Here is a 16,196-nt window from a genome sequence, read left to right on the forward strand (position 1 = left end):
TTGCCTGAACTGCCCGAGGTCGAGGTGGTCCGGCGCGGCCTGGTGAGCTGGGTGCGCGGCCGGACCATCACCTCCGTCGAGGTGCTGGACCCCCGCTCCCTGCGCCGGCACGCCCTGGGACCGGACGACTTTGCCGGCAACCTTGAAGGCGCGCGGGTCCTGGACGTGGTCCGCCGCGGCAAATTCCTGTGGATGCCACTGGCGGACACGCCCGCCCCGCCCGGAAACGGTACCCCGGCCGGCGGGCCCGCCCCCGCCGTCGCGCTCATGGCCCATCTGGGCATGTCCGGCCAGCTGCTTATGCAGGACCCCGGCGTTCCGGACGAAAAACACCTGAAGGTCAGGCTGCGGCTCAGCCCAGCCGACGGCATGCCCGAACAGCTCCGGTTCGTGGACCAGCGCATCTTCGGCGGCCTGTTCCTGACCACGCTGATCCCCACCGACGACGGCGGCCCCGGCGGCCTCGCCGAAACGCCGCTGCCGCTCATCGCCGAGGAAGCCGCGCACATTGCCCGCGACCCGCTGGATCCCTGGTTCTCCTTCGAGACCTTCTACCGGCGCCTGCGGGCCCGCAAAACCGGGCTCAAGCGGGCGCTGCTGGACCAGGGCCTGGTCTCGGGGATCGGCAACATCTACGCGGACGAGGCCCTCTGGACGGCGCGGCTGCACTACGCCCGGCCCACCGACACCCTGCGCCGACCCGATGCGCTGCGGGTCCTCGACGCCGCCCGTGCGGTCATGACGGATGCCCTGGCCGCCGGCGGCACGAGCTTCGATTCGCTCTACGTCAACGTCAACGGAGCCTCCGGGTACTTCGACCGTTCCCTGAACGCCTACGGCCGGGAGGGGCTCGAGTGCAAGCGCTGCGCCGCCGCCGGCCGGGTCAGCCGGCTCCTGCGGGAACAGTTCATGAACCGGTCCTCGTACACCTGCCCCGTCTGCCAGCCCCGGCCGCGGAACGGGCGCTGGTAGGGGGAGTCCGGGCGTAGTGCCCGGCCAGCCTCACCAGGCCCTCGTCAAGCGAAACGGCGGGGGCCCAGTTGAGGAGTTCACGGGTCCCGCGCTGGTCGAACCAGTGGGCCGTGGAGAGCTGCTCAGCGAGGAATCTGGTCATCGGCGGCTCCCCCGCCCGGCCGGACCGGGACCACACCTTCTCCACCACCGATCCCGCAGCCCGCGCGAGACTGCCCGGCACCGTCCACGACGGCGCAGGGACGCCGCCCGCGGCGCAAATGCCCGCCAGCAGCTCACCAACCGGGCGGGGTTCGCCGTTGCTGACCACGAGCGCCCGGCCGTGGATGTGCTCCATCCGGTCAAGCGCGGCGACGATGGCCGAAGCGGCGTTGTCCACGTAGGTCGTGTCGATCAGGGCCGCACCGGCGTCGAGCAGCGGCAGGCGGCCGCGGCTGGCACGTTCCAGCACCCGTTCCACCAGCTGGGTGTCACCCGGGCCCCAGACGATGTGCGGGCGCACCGCCGTGACCCGGAAACCCGGCGAGTCCGCGGCCAGCGCCAGCAGTTCGGCCTCGGCCTTCGTGCGGGAGTAGTCACCGTGCGCGCGGGCCGGGTCCGCCGCCTCGGCGCCCAGCCCGGCGATGGCGGCCCCGGAATTGGCCACGGACGGGGAGGAAACAAACACCAGCTCCCGCACACCGGCCTCGCGGGCGGCCCGGAGCAGGCGGCGCGTGCCTTCGACATTGACCTCGTCGAACTCCGCGGCACGGCCCGTGAAGGACACCTTCGCGGCCAGGTGGATGACGCCCTCGGCGCCGGAGACGGCGCGGCGCACGGCGGCCTCGTCCGCAACGGACCCTTGGAGGTCCGTGGCGCCGTCGACGCCGGAGGGGCGGCGCTGGAACGTGCTGACGGCGTGGCCCTGCCGCACCAGCAGCCGTGCCACCTCCCGCCCGAGCAGTCCGCTCGCGCCGGTGACGAGGACCCTCATGGCGTGCCCGGACGGCCGCCGGCCAGCACCGCCGAAGCCCACCGGGCCAGGCGGCTCCGGTCGATCTTGGCGTTGTGGCGGACGTCGGTCGGCTGGGAGGGGACAGCGAGCACGGCGGAGACGCTGACCCCTGCCGCGCGGGCGGCGTCCCGCACGCGGCCCGCCAGCTGCGGCGCGGCGGGACCGGCCCGGCGGACCGGCGGAACTGTTTCGACGACGGCGACGACAGCCTGGGTCCCGGACGGACCGACCCCGACGACGGCTGCCATCCCGACGTCGTCCAGGCGTTCGATGGCCTGCTCGGCGCCCACCGGCGTCACCACGGCGCCCGGGGCCGTCACGACGTGCACGAGGCGTCCTTCCACCCAGAGCCGGCCGGCGGCGTCGAGGTGCCCCACGTCGCCGGTGCGGTGCCATCCGGCCGTGCGGACGCTCTCGCACTGGGTCAGCCAGAGCCGGTCGTAGGCTTCTTTCACGTGCGGGGCGCTGACGAGGATCTCCCCGCTCACTCCGGCCTCGCTGACGGGCTCGTTCCCGGGTGCGGTGCCGTCCGCGGCCAGCGGGATGATGGCCACGCGGGCGCCCTGCACCGGCCGGCCCACGCACACGCCGTTGCCGGCGCCTGCCATGGTCCCGGCGGCGGCGTCGGCCGCGGCGGCACGGATCTGTTCGAGGCTGATGTCCGTGACGGGCAGCGCCTCGGTCATCCCGTACGGGGTATGCAGCGAGGCGCGCGGCAGCAGCCGCTGCACCTCTGCGAGGAGGGATTCAGGGACCGGCGCGCCGGCGGAGAGCAGCAGCTCAACGCGCCCCAGCGCCTCGTGTCCGGCCCGGCTCAGGCCGGCCCGGGTGGCCAGGACGTTGCGCAGCGCCGCGGGCGAGGCGAAGACCACCGTGGCGTCGATGGCTGCTGCGGCGTGCGCCAGCGCGCTGGCCGTCAGGGTGCGGGGGGCGGTGACGTCCATGGCGGGCGTCACTGAAACGGCTCCGAGCGCCGGTCCCAGCAGGGCGAACGGCGCGAAGCCCGCCACCAGGCGTGCGCCCGGGCGGATCCCCAGCGTCGCGGCCACGGCATCGCGCATCGCTGCCAGCCGCCGGTGCGTGTAGACCACGCCCTTGGCGGGCCCGGTGGAACCGGAGGTGAACAGCACCGCGGCGGGGGCGTCCGGGTCCGGAACCGGGGCCGTGCCCGGGCGGGGGAGTCCGGGGCTGAGGCCGGCTCCGCGGCGGGCAAGGGCAGCGAGGGAGGTCTCGACGGCGAGGAGCCGGTGGCGGCGGGCCGGCAGGTCCCGCACACTGATGCGCCGCCCCGGCCAGCCAAGTACCGAGGCGGCCGCCAGGGCCTTGTCGATTCCGATGAAGAAGTCCGGGGTGGCGCCCTTCACCGCACGGCTCAGGCCGCGGGTGCCCAGGCCGGCGTCGGCCACGATGACCACCGCGCCGAGCCGCAGGCAGGCGTAGAGGACCACGGTCAGATCCACGCCCGGCGGAACCATCAGGCTCACCCGGGTGCCGTTCCCTACACCGGCGTCCTGCAGGCCCGCCGCGAGGGCGGCGATGTTCTGTTCGAGCTCCTGCCAGCTGAGCGAACGGGCGACGCTGCCGTCCCTGGCCATTTCCGCGACGGCGGTATCCCCGGCCGCCGGTCCCGCCGCCAGCTCGGCGAGGGGCGCCCAAAGGGGCGGGACCCCGGCGCCGGGCTCCAGGGGCCCGGCCCCGAATTCCAGCATCGAGTCGTCGGCCGGGCCGTCGGCCGGCCCGCTGTCCGGCCCGCACTCGGCCAGCCACTCGAAGACGGGCGCGGCGATGTCCCGGTCTTCCGCGACCAGGTGGCCGGCACCCTCGAAGCGGTGAACTTTCGCGTCCGGCAGCCGGCCGATGAGGTCCTTGAGGTACCGGTCGGAAAAGATCGGATCGCGCGGGCCCCAGAGCATCAGGGCCGGAACCCCCAGCCCGCGCACCCCTTCCGCGACGCGGCTGAGCGTCGGAAAGCTGGGATGGGACGCGTCGGCGGGAATGTCCGCGACAAAGTTCCCCACGCCGGCGCGTCGGCCGGCGCCGCGATAGGGGGCCATGAAAGCGCCACGGACATCCGCGGTGAGCGGCGGGCGGGCCAGGGCATGCGTCACGCGCAGGAAGCTGTCCGTCCCCGTCGTTCCCCAGCGGTGCACGGCAGGGTGCAAGGCAAGCCGCAGCGCAGGCGGTATACGGGTGCCGGAGGGCTGGTGCACGGCCGTGTTGGTCAGCACCACGCCGGCGAGCTGCTGCGGATGGGCCACGGCCCAGCCCAGGCTGATCACGCCGCCCCAGTCGTGGCCGACGGTGACGACCGGCCCATCCAGGCCGAGCGCCGCGGTGAGGTCGCCCAGGTCGTTGATCCGGTCCTCCAGGCGCCGGAACGTGCCGGTGCGCTCGGAGAAGCCCATGTCCAGCTGGTCCACGGCCACCACGCGCCACGGATGTGCGGGGTCGGATCCGGCGGCCAGCAGGGTCCGCCACAGGTAGGACCACGTCGGGTTGCCGTGCACGCACAGCAGGGTGCCGGCAGGAGTCAGGCCGCGGCGCGCGAGCTGGGCACCGTTGTCCAGCAGGTGCCAGCGGCGCACGGTGCCGGGCTCATCCGCGGCGGAGGTGGACGCCACATCGATCTCGCGCGACCATTCGGGGTCGACGCCGGGCCAGTCGGCGGTTACCAAACGATTTCCACCATGGCGGTGTTCAGGCCGGAACCGACGCCCATGCACAGCACGCGGTCCCCGGCGGCGAGAGTCTGCGCTTCGGCCGCGAGGGTCATGGGGAGGGAGGCCGGGCCCACATTGCCCCAATGCGGGAACGTGATCGGCACCTTGTCCGGGTCCAGGTCAATGGCGTTGATGATGGCCTGGGTATAGGCATTGCTCACCTGGTGCGTGACGTACCGGTCCATCGAGGCCCAGTCCCACTCCGGCTGGGCCTCGTGCCAGGCATCGACCACGAGCTGCAGGCCGCCGTCGAGCAGGCCTTTGGTGTCGGTGGCCATGCCGTCAATGCTGCCCACGCACAGTTCATGGTGCTCGGTTCCGGCACGCATCACGCCGCCGAGGACCCGGTGCGCCCCGGGGTGCTCGTCCGCCGGGCCCAGGACGGCCGCAGCGGCTCCGGAGCCGAGCGTCAGTGTGGCGAACTCGCGGTTGAAGTCCTCGCGGGTCGTCTCGGGCCGCTGCAGCCGGGCCAGGGTGGCCTCCTGCGTTGGCTGGGCGTCTTCACCGTTGACGATCATCGCGTACTTGATCTGGCCGGAGTCGATCATGTTGGCCGCCAGCGTCATGCCGTTGACGAATCCAAGGCAGGCGTTGGCCAGATCAAAGTTCATGGCCGACGAAGGCAGGCGCAGTCCGTGGTGGATCTTCACCGCGACGGACGGTTCGAGGTTGCGCCGCGTCACGGAGGTGTTGATCAGCAGGCCAATCTCGGACGCTTCGATGCCGGACTCGGCCAGGGCCTTTGCGCCCGCCTCGATGGCTGCGTCGTCGAACGATGTCCCGGGGGCCCACCAGCGCCGGTGTGTGATGCCTGCGACCCGTTCGAGCAGCTTCGGGGGGACCCTCAGCCGCCGCAGGGTCGAAGCCAGCCTGCGGTCGAAATCCATGGAACTGATGATCGTCGGAGCTTCGACGCTGCTTACCGAAAGTAGAGCGGTGTTGCTGTGCCGGAATGTTGCATTGCCTACCAATTCAAGCCCCTCTTCATGTCCGTCCTGCGCTCCGGCGGTGGCCGCTCACAAGCCCGAGAGCTTAACTATGCCCCGTGCAGGTCAATTCCCGCATATGCGGCCTCAGCCATCTGCGGCGGCTTCGCGCTGGTTCTGCGCGGAATGGCCGCAGATGCGCAGTAGATTGTAAGTATCCGGGGCCGCCCCGGAACCCCCGTGTCCGTCCGAATCATGCTTTCGTCGGACAGCGGACCAGTCCGCCGACCAGGAGAACCGAAGCGCCTTGCACCTGAAAAGTTTGACCGTCCGGGGATTCAAGTCGTTCGCCTCGGCGACGACCTTTGAATTCGAACCGGGCGTCACCGCCGTGGTGGGCCCCAACGGCTCGGGCAAATCCAACGTGGTGGACGCGCTGGCGTGGGTCATGGGCGAACAGGGAGCCAAGACCCTCCGCGGCGGCAAGATGGAAGACGTGATCTTCGCCGGCACCTCGGGCCGGCCGCCCCTGGGGAGGGCGCACGTCTCGCTGACCATCGATAACAGCGACGGCGCCCTCCCGATCGAATACAGCGAGGTCACGATCTCGCGCACGCTGTTCCGGACCGGCGGCTCGGAATACGCCATCAACGGCGCGGGATGCCGGCTGCTCGATATCCAGGAGCTGCTCTCCGACTCGGGCCTGGGCCGCGAGATGCACGTGATTGTCGGCCAGGGCCAGCTGGACAAGGTCCTGCACGCCACCCCCGAGGACCGGCGCGGCTTCATTGAGGAGGCCGCCGGCATCCTCAAACACCGCCGCCGCAAGGAAAAGACGGTCCGCAAACTCGAAGCCATGCAGGCCAATTTGTCCCGGCTCAGCGACCTCACCGGCGAAATCCGGCGGCAGCTGACCCCGCTGGGCAAACAGGCCGAGGTGGCCCGGCGCGCCCAGAGCGTCCAGTTCGAGGTCCGTGACGCCCGCTCACGGCTCCTGGCCGACGACCTCGTTGCGCTGCAGTCCGCGCTGGCGCAGGACGTGGCGGATGAATCGGCGCTCAAGGCACGCCGCGCCGTCGTCGAACGCGACCTCGAGGCGGGGCGGCAGCGCCAGGCCGTCCTCGAGGGGCTCGCAGCCGAGGCCACGCCCGCGCTGAACGCCGCGCGGGAGAACTGGTATTCGCTTTCCACCGGGCGCGAACGGCTCCGTTCCCTCGGTTCGCTCGCCGAGGAACGCCGCCGCCTGCTCGGCGCCGCGGACGTGGTTCCGGACACCGGCCGGGACCCTGACCAGCTGGAGCAGCAGGCCGCCCGCGTCCGCGACGAGCAGTCCGGGCTGGAACGGCAGATCCTGGACCGCACCGAGGCCCTGGACACCGCGACAGCCGCCAAACACGACGCCGAACAGGCCGCCGCCGCCGAGGACAAGCGGCTCGCGGCCCTGCTCCGGGCCGCCGCGGACCGGCGTGAAGGCCTGGCCAAGCTCGCCGGGCAGGTCGGCGCGGCACGGTCCCGCGTCGAGTCTGCCCAGTCCGAGCTCGGCCGCCTCCGCGAATCGCAAAAGGCCGGCGAGGAGCGCCGCCGGCAGGCGCACAGCGAGTTCACGGCCCTGGAAGCGCAGGTCGCAGGGGTCGAGGACGGCGAGGAATCGCTCGACGCCGATTACGAGGCCGCGAGCGAGGCCCTCGAAACCATCATCGCCGAAATTGTCGCCCTGAAGGCGGCCGAGCGTGAAGGCGAGCGGGAACGCGGCGCCCTTATGGCCCGCCGCGATGCCCTCCAGCTGGGCCTGAACCGCAAAGACGGCTCCGGGCACGTGCTCGGCGCCACAGCCGGGGACCTGGCCGACGGGGTCCTGGGATCGCTGGCATCCATGATCACCGTGGATCCCGGATTCGAGGCCGCCGTCGCCGCCGCACTCGGCAGCGCGTCCGACGCCGTGGTGGTCCGGGACCAGCAGACGGCCGCCGCTGCCGTGCGGCTGCTGCGCGCGGACGACGCCGGCCGTGCCGCGCTGCTGCTGGCCGGCCCCCCGGCCGGGTCCCCGCCGCCGGTGGCCGATGCGCTGACGGCCGATGCATTAACCGGCGGCAGCACGCTTCCCGCGGGCGCGCGCTGGGCTGTGGATCTGGTGGATCTTGTGTCGGCTGCGGCACCGGACGCCGCCGGCCTGCCGCTGCCCGCCCTGCTGGCCGGCGTCGCCGTCGTCGAGGACCTGGATGCCGCAGCGCAGCTGATCGCCGCGCGTCCCGAGCTGACCGCCGTGACCCGGACCGGGGACGTCTTCACGGCGCTGACCGTGACCGGCGGGTCCGCGTCGGCGCCGTCGCTGCTGGAAGTCCAGGCCGCCGTCGACGACGCCGCGTCGAAGCTGGCCGCCGTCACCGCCGCGCTCGAACGCAACCGCTTCGCACTCTCCACCGCCCGGACCCGGCGCGCCGAAGCTCAGGACCGTGCCGACGCGGCCCTCGCGAAACTCCACGATTCCGACGCGAAACTCGCGGCCGTCGCCGAACGCCTGGGCCACCTGAACGCGGTGCTGCGCAGCGCCGTCGCCGAAAGTGAGCGGCTGGCCGCGTCCCTGGCCAGGGCTGAGGCCCAGATTGTCAGCGAACAAGGTGCGCTGGAAGCGGTGGCGGCCCGGCTCGCCGCGGCCTCAGAGGCCCCCGCGGAGCAGGAACCTTCCCCGGAGCACCGGGATGCCCTGGCCCTGGCCGCCTCGCTGGCCCGCACGGCCGAGATGGAGGCCAGGCTCGCCCTGCGCAGCGCCGAGGAACAGCTCACGGCCACCCGCAACCGGGCGGCGTCGCTGGAACGGGCCGCCGCCACCGAACGCCGCGCCCGCGAGGAAGCCGCGGAACGGGCCCGCCGCCGCCGGCTCCAGGCCCGGCGCGCCGCCGCCGCCGCCGGCGCCGTGCAGCAGGTCATCGGATTCATCGACGTGTCCGTGGAACTGGCCCGCCGCGAGCGGGACAGCGCCGAGGAACGCAGGGACGCCATGGACCTTGAACTGGCCGGGGTCCGCAGCGGCAACGACGCGCTGGCCCGCGAACTGGCCGAACTCACCGACTCCGTGCACCGCGACGAGCTCGCCCGCACGCAGCAGCGGCTGCGGATCGAGGCGCTGGAACTGAAGAGCGTGGAGGAGCTCGGGCTGACTGCCGGACAGCTCGTGGCCGACTACGGACCGGACCTGCCTGTCCCGGTCCCTGCCGGCGACTCGGCGGACAAATGGGCCGCATTGCGCGCCCCGGTGGACGAGGACGGACGCGAGATTTCCGAAGGCAAGCCCTTCGTCCGTGCGGAACAGGAAAAACGGCTCAAACGCGCCGAACGCGACCTCGCGGCCCTGGGGAAGGTCAACCCGCTGGCGCTCGAGGAGTTCGCCGCGCTTGAGGAGCGCCACCAGTTCCTCAGCACCCAGCTCGAAGACCTGAAGTCCAGCCGCAAAGACCTGCTGGACATCATCAAGGAAGTCGACGACCGCGTCCAGAAGGTCTTCGGCGAGGCCTTCGAGGACACCTCCCGGCAGTTCGTCCGCGTCTTCGCCCGGCTGTTCCCCGGCGGCGAGGGCCGGCTGGTCCTGACCGACCCCACCGACATGCTCACCACCGGCATCGAAGTCGAAGCCCGCCCGGCCGGCAAGAAAATCAAGCGGCTCTCGCTGCTTTCCGGCGGCGAACGCTCCCTGACGGCCGTGGCGCTGCTGGTGGCCATCTTCAAGGCACGGCCCTCGCCCTTCTACGTCATGGACGAGGTCGAGGCCGCGCTCGATGACACCAACCTGGGCCGCCTCATCACCATCTTCGAAGAACTCCGCGAATCCAGCCAGCTGATCGTCATCACGCACCAGAAACGCACCATGGAAGTCGCCGACGCCCTCTATGGCGTCACAATGCGCGGCGACGGCGTCTCCACGGTGATCAGCCAGCGGCTCAGTGCGGAGATCTAGGCAAACGTCCAGGTCCCGGCACGACGGCGCCCGCGCGCAACAAAAGCGCTGGCCACGGCCCATTTGGGGTTTGTGAGAAGCTAGGGGAGTGAACGATATCCTCCCCATCATTCTGCCCATTTTCGCTGTCCTGGTGGTCCTCGGTGTGCTGATCCCGGTGCTCATGAAGACCCGGAAGAGCGCCAAGACCTACACCGGCCCGCGTGACGCGAACGACCCCGTGCAGGCCCCGGGAGCCGGAACCCTTGTGGAGGACCGTCCCGCGCAGGCGCCGGCACCGGCACGGACCTCGCCGGACGGCGTCGAAATCGAAGAACCAACCCTCGAAGTTCCGGACGACGCAGCCGGGCTGGAAACCGTCCCGGTCGAAACGCCGCTGCCGGTGGCCGGGCGGCTGATGCGGCTGCGCGAGCGGCTCGTCAAGTCCAACAACATCCTGGGCAAGGGACTCCTGGCCCTGCTCTCGGCGGACAAGATCGATGAAGACGTCTGGGATGAGGTCGAGGAAACCCTGCTGCTGGCCGATCTCGGCACCGAACCGACCATGCAGCTCGTGGACTCACTCCGCGAACGCGTCAAGGTGATGGGCACGCGGGACCCTGAGCACGTCAAGGCCCTGCTCCGGGAGGAACTCATCAAGCTCGTGGATCCGACCATGGACCGGAGCCTGAACGTCGAGCGCCACGGCGACAAGCCCGCCGTCATGATGGTTGTCGGCGTCAACGGCGTTGGCAAGACCACCACCGTGGGCAAGCTGGCCCGAGTCCTCGTGGCCGAGGACAAGGACGTGCTGCTGGGCGCGGCGGACACCTTCCGCGCCGCCGCCGCCGAGCAGCTGGCCACGTGGGGCCAGCGCGTCGGCGTGCCCACCGTGAAGTCGGACATCGACGGCGCGGACCCGGCCTCGGTGGCCTACGAGGCCGTCAAGGCCGGCATCGACCAGGAAGTCGACGTCGTCATGATCGACACCGCGGGGCGCCTGCAGAACAAGGTGGGCCTCATGGACGAGCTCAGCAAGGTCAAGCGGGTCATCGAAAAGCTGGCCGAGGTGGACGAGGTGCTGCTGGTCCTGGACGCCACCACCGGCCAGAACGGACTCAACCAGGCCCGGGTGTTCTCCGAGGTCGTGAACATCACCGGGATCGTCCTGACCAAGCTGGACGGCACCGCCAAGGGCGGGATCGTCGTCGCCATCCAGAAATCCCTCGGAGTCCCGGTGAAGCTGATCGGCCTGGGCGAAGGCGCCGACGACCTCGCGCCGTTCGACGCTGAAGGCTTCGTGGATGCGCTGCTGAACTAGCCCGCACCGCAACAAAAAGAGTGCCCCGGTCCTGTCTGGTGAGTTCAGACGGAACCGGGGCACTCTTTGTTCAAGTGGCTAGTACTTGAAGTTCAGGACCGTCACTGTGCCGGCCGTCAGCTTGAACTGCTGCGTCTGGGACTTGTACGCGAAGCCGGGCACCGTGGCGCGCTTGGCGAGGGGCGTGGGCTCGGCCTTGGCGCCATCGATCACGGTCTGGTCCTCGGCTGCGTAGCTGGGTCCGCTGAGCTGGGTCATGGTCCCGGTGACCGGTTTGCCCGGAAGGTTCAGGGTGACGGAAGTCTGCGCGGCCTTTTCGGGGTCGTTTTCGTTGATGATCACCACGCTGGTGCTGCCGTCGGCGTTCTGCAGCGCGTAGCTGAACGCCGGGCCGCCTCCGGCGCTGTTCACTTTCATGAACTTGCCGGCCTCGAGCTCGGCCACCATGGAGATGCCGAAGAAGTTGGCCCGGCCGGACATCTGGCCGTTGCCGAACGGGTAGGCCCCGGCGCTGCAGATGGCGGACAGGGGCGGGCCGCCCTTGCAGGTCAGCAGCGAGCTGTGGAAGCCGATTCGGGTGATGCCCAGCTGGGCGGCGGTGAGGGCATAGTCTGCCGCCCAGAGCGCAGATGCGTGGGTGCGGGAGGTCTCATTGGAACCGGGGCACGCCGAGATCCCGGTTTCCGGAATCCAGGTTTCCAGGCCGGCGGCCTGACCCACCGCGAGGGCCGCCTTCTGGTAGTTGACGCCACGGTCGTGCATCGTTCGGCTCATCGCGTTTGCCAAGGTAGGCGAGTCCTGGGGCAAGCTGCCGTCACAGTTGGAGAGCGGGTAGTGGTGGAACGTCAGGATCTTCTTCTGCGGGAGGTCCGCATCGACGAACGGCTGCCACCACTTCTGGTCGTAGGCGCCCGGGCCGGAGATGGGCACGTTCGGCGCCACTGCATAGATCGCGTTGGCGTAGTCCTTCAATTCCCGAATGTACTGATCCAGGCTGTAGCCGCTGCCGGACTTCACATCGTTGAACACGAAGCCGTTGGGCTCATTGCCCACAGTGATGCTCAGCAGCCGGTCGCCGAGGATCGCCGAGGCGTTTTTGGCCATGTCCGCAGCCCGCGCCGGGTTGTAGTGGCCCAGATCCACTGTGAGGCTGACCCTGGCGTCGCCGGCGTCCAGCAGGGTCTTGAGCCGGACCAGGTCTGCCGGGCCCACGGCCTTGACCGGGTGCGTCTTGTCACCCTTGTAGTCGGCGGGGACGGCCTCGCCGGTGGAGGTCCAGAAGAAACGCCGGTCCACGGCGTTGCCGCCGAAACGCAGGACCGGCTGGTCGATCTCCTTGAGCAGCTTGACCATCGACGCGTTGTCGCTGCTGAGGTCGGGATCGGCCAGATCCGTGGCCTCCAGGGAAATTCCCGCCATGCCCTTGTTCAGGGAAGTGCCCACGAGGTCGCTGGAGACATCGACCTTGAGGGGCTCAACCTTTTCCAGCGGCGACCCGGCCGGCGGACCCGGCTGCGCGTAATAGGTGACGGTCGGGCCCACCTCGGCAGGGGCGAGCGCCGGTGCCGACTGGGCCGGGGAAGAAGCGGCCGGCGGGGCCGGCGTCGGGTTTCCGAGGGCGAGGGGAACCAGTACTGCTGCGGCGACGGCGATAATTCCGGCGCCGGCGATCAGCCCTGCGCGCTTCCTGTTTCCCGCGCTTGTGCCCGCACTCTTACCGGGGTTTGCGGGTTGGGCGGGGTCGGGGCTTTCGGCTTTCCCGGGGGAAGAGTCGAATTTGGCCATGGGGGATTACCTCCGGAAGTTTGTGGCACGTGCCCCCAGCTTAGCCAAGGGCGAAGGCCGCCGCTGACCGGAAGGCCCTGGACAACGTCCCGTGCACGGTCCCGGACAAGATCCCGGCGGAGGCGCCGCCCGGAGCGGACCAGCGGCGGCAACGCCGCAGGTCAGGCGCGGTCCGGGGCCGGCCGGCGGAACGTTTCGCGGGCCGGCAACCACACTGCGGCGGCGGCCAACAGGATGCCGCCAGTGACCCCAAAGGCCCAGCCGTAGCCCAGCCGGTCCGCCAGCAGCCCGGCCACCACCGGTCCGACAATTGCGCCGCTGTCGGAAGCCATCTGGAAGACGGCCAGGACGCGGCCGCCCGAGCGCTCGTTGCCGATCACGTCGGCGATGGCGGCCTGCTGGGCCGGTCCGAGCAGCCCGGAGCCGATCCCGGCGCAGGCGGAGGCGAGCAGGAACCAGGGCAGCTGGTGGGTGAAGCCGATGGCCGCCGTGGCGGTGCCGGTGACCAGCAGCCCGGCCAGCAGGAGCGGCTTGCGGCCGAGGCTGTCCGCGAGCCGGCCGGAAAACGTCAGCGCCACCGCGTTGCCGCCGGCAAACACCGCCAGCGCCCAGCCGGCCGATTCCGGACCGGCGCCGAGCGCAACGACGGCGAAGAGCGGCACTGTGGCCATCCGAACCCCGAAGGTGGCCCAGCCGTTGGCAAAGCTCGAAAACAGGCCGGCCCGGTAGGCGCTGTCCCGCAGCGCGTCCCGCAGTTCCATCGCAGGGGCCGTGGCGCCGGGCTGCCGCGAGGCGGCGGGGACATGGCTGAGCTGGGTCTGCACCACGACGGCGGCCAGCACCAGGGCCCCCGCGTAGGCCAGGAACGGCACCCGCAAGCCGAAGCTGGCGAGCATCCCGCCGACGATGGGGCCGCAGACGTTGCCGATCAGGAAGGCGGAGGCATAGGCCCCGGAGACCCGGCCGCGGCTTTCCGGCGGCGCGAGGCGGACCACGAGCGCCATGGACGCCACCGTGAACATCACCGAGCCAGCCCCGCCGAGGCCGCGGAAGACCAGCAGCTGCCAGTAATTCTGGGCGAAGGCGCAGGCGGCCGTGGACACCGCGACGATCAGCAGCCCGGCCACATAGACCGGCCGTTCGCCCAGCTTCACGATCAGGGTGCCCGCGGCCGGTGCGAAGACGAGCCGCATGAAAGCGAAGATGCTCACGATCACGGCCGCGGCGGTCGCCCCGACGTCGAACGTGGTGGCGAACTGGGGCAGAACCGGTGCCACGAGGCCGAAGCCGATCGCAATCAGGAAGGCCGCCACCAGCATCACCTTGATGTCCCGGGGCAGCCGGGAATGGCCCGGGGCCCGGGAGGGCACCTCGGCTGCGGCGTCGCCGGCGGGGCGGGAGGTCTTGCTCATAATGCGTTCGTCCTTGGGAAGATGCGGTGCCGGCTGGCGGCGGGTCCAACAAGTGCGGGAATAATCCGCTGAAACATAACCGTAACAAGTGTGAGATGCACCATTTACGTCCGGGAGGTTCTTGTAACAACCCGGCAATGTAAATCCTCCGCCAGCGAAACACGGCCCCGCGAAACTCTTTCTAGAACGCAAATAAATGCGTTGGGACCGGCGGACTACTCCGCACCTAATAGCAAGAGAGGACGTAGACCATGGAACTCACCGCAGGTCTCGTTTGGCTCCTGGTCGCCGCGGCACTCGTGCTGTTCATGACCCCGGGCCTGGCATTCTTCTACGGCGGCATGACCCGCGCCAAGTCGGCTTTGAACATGATGATGATGAGCTTCGTCGCCATTGGAACCGTCGGCATCATGTGGATCCTGTGGGGCGCTTCGATGGCTACGACCAACGAAGACAACTTCTACCAGATCTTCGCCAACCCGTTCAGCCACTTCGGCCTGCACAACTTCACCGAACCGGCCGACCTGCTCAAGGTCGGCTACGCGGCCACGTTCGCGATCATCACGGTGGCCCTGATCTCCGGTGCGGTCGCCGACCGCGCCAAGTTCTCCGCATGGGTGGTCTTCACCCCCATCTGGGCCACCCTGGTCTACGCGCCGATGGCCTTCATGGTCTGGGGCGGCGGACTCTTCTCCGCGAATGGCTGGTTCGGCCAGACGTTCGCGCCGGTCATCGACTTCGCCGGCGGCACCGTGGTCCACATCAACGCCGGCGTCGCGGGCCTGATTCTGGTCCTGATCATCGGTAACCGCAAGGGCTTCGGCAAGGACCCGAACCACCGCCCGCACAACATTCCGTTCGTCATGCTCGGTGCCGCAATCCTGTGGTTCGGCTGGTTCGGCTTCAACGCCGGTGCCGCTGCCACTGTGGAGCAGGCCGGCCTGATCTGGATCAACACCCTGGCCGCCCCGGCCGCAGCCATGCTCGGCTGGCTCGCCGTGGAGCGCTTCCGCGACGGTCACCCGACCTCCCTCGGTGCCGCGTCCGGCGTGGTCGCCGGCCTGGTCGCCATCACCCCGGCCTGCGCCAACGTCTCCCCGCTGGGTGCGATCGCCCTCGGCGTCGTTGCCGGTGTGGCTTCGGCGCTCGCCGTCGGCCTGAAGTTCAAGTTCGGCTACGACGACTCGCTCGACGTCGTCGGCGTACACCTCGTCTCCGGTGTTGTCGGCACGGTCGCAATCGGCTTCCTGGCCACCCCGACCCAGGGCGCCGCGGGCCTGTTCTACGGCGGCGGCACCACGCAGCTGGTCGCCCAGACCCTCGCGGCAATGATGGCCATCGTCTTCACCGCCGTGATGACCTTCATCATTGCCTTCCCGATCCACAAGCTCATGGGCTTCCGGGTTTCCCAGGAACAGGAAGTTGTCGGTGTGGACCTGAGCCTGCACGCAGAGACCGCCTACGAGTTCGGCGTCGGCGGGCACGGCGGCAGCTTCCAGCCGCTGCACGAACTGATCACGGGCAAGCCGATGGGCGGCGAGCCGCAGGAGGAAGGCACAGCCGCCGAAGTGCCGGTGGACGCCGCGTCCAACGGCAAGCAGAACGCAACGGGCAAGGAAAGTGTGGGGGCATGAAACTGATCACGGCAATCGTCCGACCGGAAAAGCTTGAGGCTATTCGCGAAGGCCTGGAAGCCTACGGTGTGCAGGGCCTCACGGTCAGCGCAGCCAGCGGCTACGGCCGGCAGCGCGGCTACACCGAGGTGTACCGCGGGGCCGAGTACAACGTGGACCTGCTGCCCAAGATCCGGGTGGAAGTCCTGGCCACCGACGAACAGGCGGACGACATCCTGGATGTCATCATCGCCAGTTCCAACACCGGCCGGGCCGGCGACGGCAAAGTCTGGACGATGGATGTGTTCGAGGCTGTCAGGGTCCGTACCGGAGAGCGTGGTTCGGCAGCGATCTAGCTGCCCCCGCTCCACTCCCGGAACGGGAGACAGGCAGGGCGTTGACACGGCACTGACACAGCGGGCCGGATACCTGAGAAGGTATCCGGCCCGCTGTGTCGTTGCTGCTTGTGTCGTTAGTGCTGTGTCGTTGCTGCTGTGTCGGCCCGGCGCGCCGCAGGATCCG

10 protein-coding genes are annotated in these 16,196 nt (G+C 70.1%); 5 read left to right on the forward strand and 5 right to left on the reverse strand.

The genetic code is table 11. The features are described from left to right. Positions 1–972: a bifunctional DNA-formamidopyrimidine glycosylase/DNA-(apurinic or apyrimidinic site) lyase gene (gene mutM / locus AC1DBX_RS18580; RefSeq protein ID WP_476932427.1), complete on the forward strand. Its 972-nt coding sequence runs from the start codon at positions 1–3 to the stop codon at positions 970–972. Here the strand turns inward: mutM and AC1DBX_RS18585 are convergent. From AC1DBX_RS18585 to AC1DBX_RS18595, 3 genes are read right to left on the reverse strand one after another with little or no spacing between them, the layout of a single operon-like run. After that, positions 908–1,945 carry an NAD-dependent epimerase/dehydratase family protein gene (locus AC1DBX_RS18585; protein WP_476932428.1) on the reverse strand — a complete coding sequence of 346 codons (1,038 nt, stop codon included), beginning with the start codon at positions 1,943–1,945 and terminating at the stop codon, positions 908–910. The genes mutM and AC1DBX_RS18585 overlap by 65 nt on opposite strands. Further along, a complete protein-coding gene (locus AC1DBX_RS18590; RefSeq protein ID WP_476932429.1) occupies positions 1,942–4,641 on the reverse strand; it encodes an alpha/beta fold hydrolase in 2,700 nt (899 codons plus the stop codon). The genes AC1DBX_RS18585 and AC1DBX_RS18590 overlap by 4 nt, the downstream gene beginning before the upstream one ends. After that, positions 4,635–5,657 (reverse strand): 3-oxoacyl-ACP synthase III, encoded by a 1,023-nt coding sequence (locus AC1DBX_RS18595; RefSeq protein ID WP_476860310.1) that lies wholly within the window; start codon positions 5,655–5,657, stop codon positions 4,635–4,637. Before AC1DBX_RS18595 ends, AC1DBX_RS18590 begins: the two co-directional genes overlap by 7 nt. A gap of 262 nt (positions 5,658–5,919) precedes the next feature. Between AC1DBX_RS18595 and smc the strand changes: the two genes are divergently transcribed. Further along, the gene (smc, locus tag AC1DBX_RS18600; protein WP_476932430.1) at positions 5,920–9,564 is read left to right on the forward strand and encodes a chromosome segregation protein SMC; all 3,645 of its coding nucleotides are present in this window, start codon (positions 5,920–5,922) and stop codon (positions 9,562–9,564) included. A gap of 88 nt (positions 9,565–9,652) precedes the next feature. Next, on the forward strand, positions 9,653–10,864 hold the full coding sequence (ftsY, locus tag AC1DBX_RS18605; RefSeq protein WP_476932431.1) for a signal recognition particle-docking protein FtsY: 1,212 nt from the start codon (positions 9,653–9,655) through the stop codon (positions 10,862–10,864). Positions 10,865–10,942: 78 nt separating this feature from the next. Here ftsY and AC1DBX_RS18610 read toward each other — a convergent pair whose 3' ends face one another. Together AC1DBX_RS18610 and AC1DBX_RS18615 are read right to left on the reverse strand one after the other, a co-directional pair. Then, a complete protein-coding gene (locus AC1DBX_RS18610) occupies positions 10,943–12,649 on the reverse strand; it encodes a hypothetical protein (protein WP_476932432.1) in 1,707 nt (568 codons plus the stop codon). Positions 12,650–12,810: 161 nt separating this feature from the next. After that, positions 12,811–14,061: an MFS transporter gene (locus AC1DBX_RS18615; protein ID WP_476932433.1), complete on the reverse strand. Its 1,251-nt coding sequence runs from the start codon at positions 14,059–14,061 to the stop codon at positions 12,811–12,813. A 251-nt stretch (positions 14,062–14,312) separates the two neighbouring features. Here AC1DBX_RS18615 and AC1DBX_RS18620 point away from each other — a divergent pair, with 251 nt between their 5' ends. Further along, complete coding sequence (locus tag AC1DBX_RS18620; protein ID WP_243177164.1) at positions 14,313–15,695, forward strand: ammonium transporter; 1,383 nt, start codon at positions 14,313–14,315, stop codon at positions 15,693–15,695. Continuing rightward, on the forward strand, positions 15,692–16,030 hold the full coding sequence (locus AC1DBX_RS18625; RefSeq protein WP_028276847.1) for a P-II family nitrogen regulator: 339 nt from the start codon (positions 15,692–15,694) through the stop codon (positions 16,028–16,030). Before AC1DBX_RS18620 ends, AC1DBX_RS18625 begins: the two co-directional genes overlap by 4 nt. The last annotated feature ends 166 nt before the right edge of the window (positions 16,031–16,196 follow it).

The organism is Arthrobacter sp. 10N44_2 (assembly GCF_056394385.1).

Bases quoted from the DNA above. Each gene is read 5' to 3' on its own strand.
- AC1DBX_RS18585 (WP_476932428.1), bottom strand. From the start codon at position 1,945: ATGAGGGTCCTCGTCACCGGCGCGAGCGGACTGCTCGGGCGGGAGGTG.
- AC1DBX_RS18610 (WP_476932432.1), bottom strand. From the start codon at position 12,649: ATGGCCAAATTCGACTCTTCCCCCGGGAAAGCCGAAAGCCCCGACCCC.
- AC1DBX_RS18615 (WP_476932433.1), bottom strand. From the start codon at position 14,061: ATGAGCAAGACCTCCCGCCCCGCCGGCGACGCCGCAGCCGAGGTGCCC.
- AC1DBX_RS18620 (WP_243177164.1), top strand. From the start codon at position 14,313: ATGGAACTCACCGCAGGTCTCGTTTGGCTCCTGGTCGCCGCGGCACTC.
- AC1DBX_RS18625 (WP_028276847.1), top strand. From the start codon at position 15,692: ATGAAACTGATCACGGCAATCGTCCGACCGGAAAAGCTTGAGGCTATT.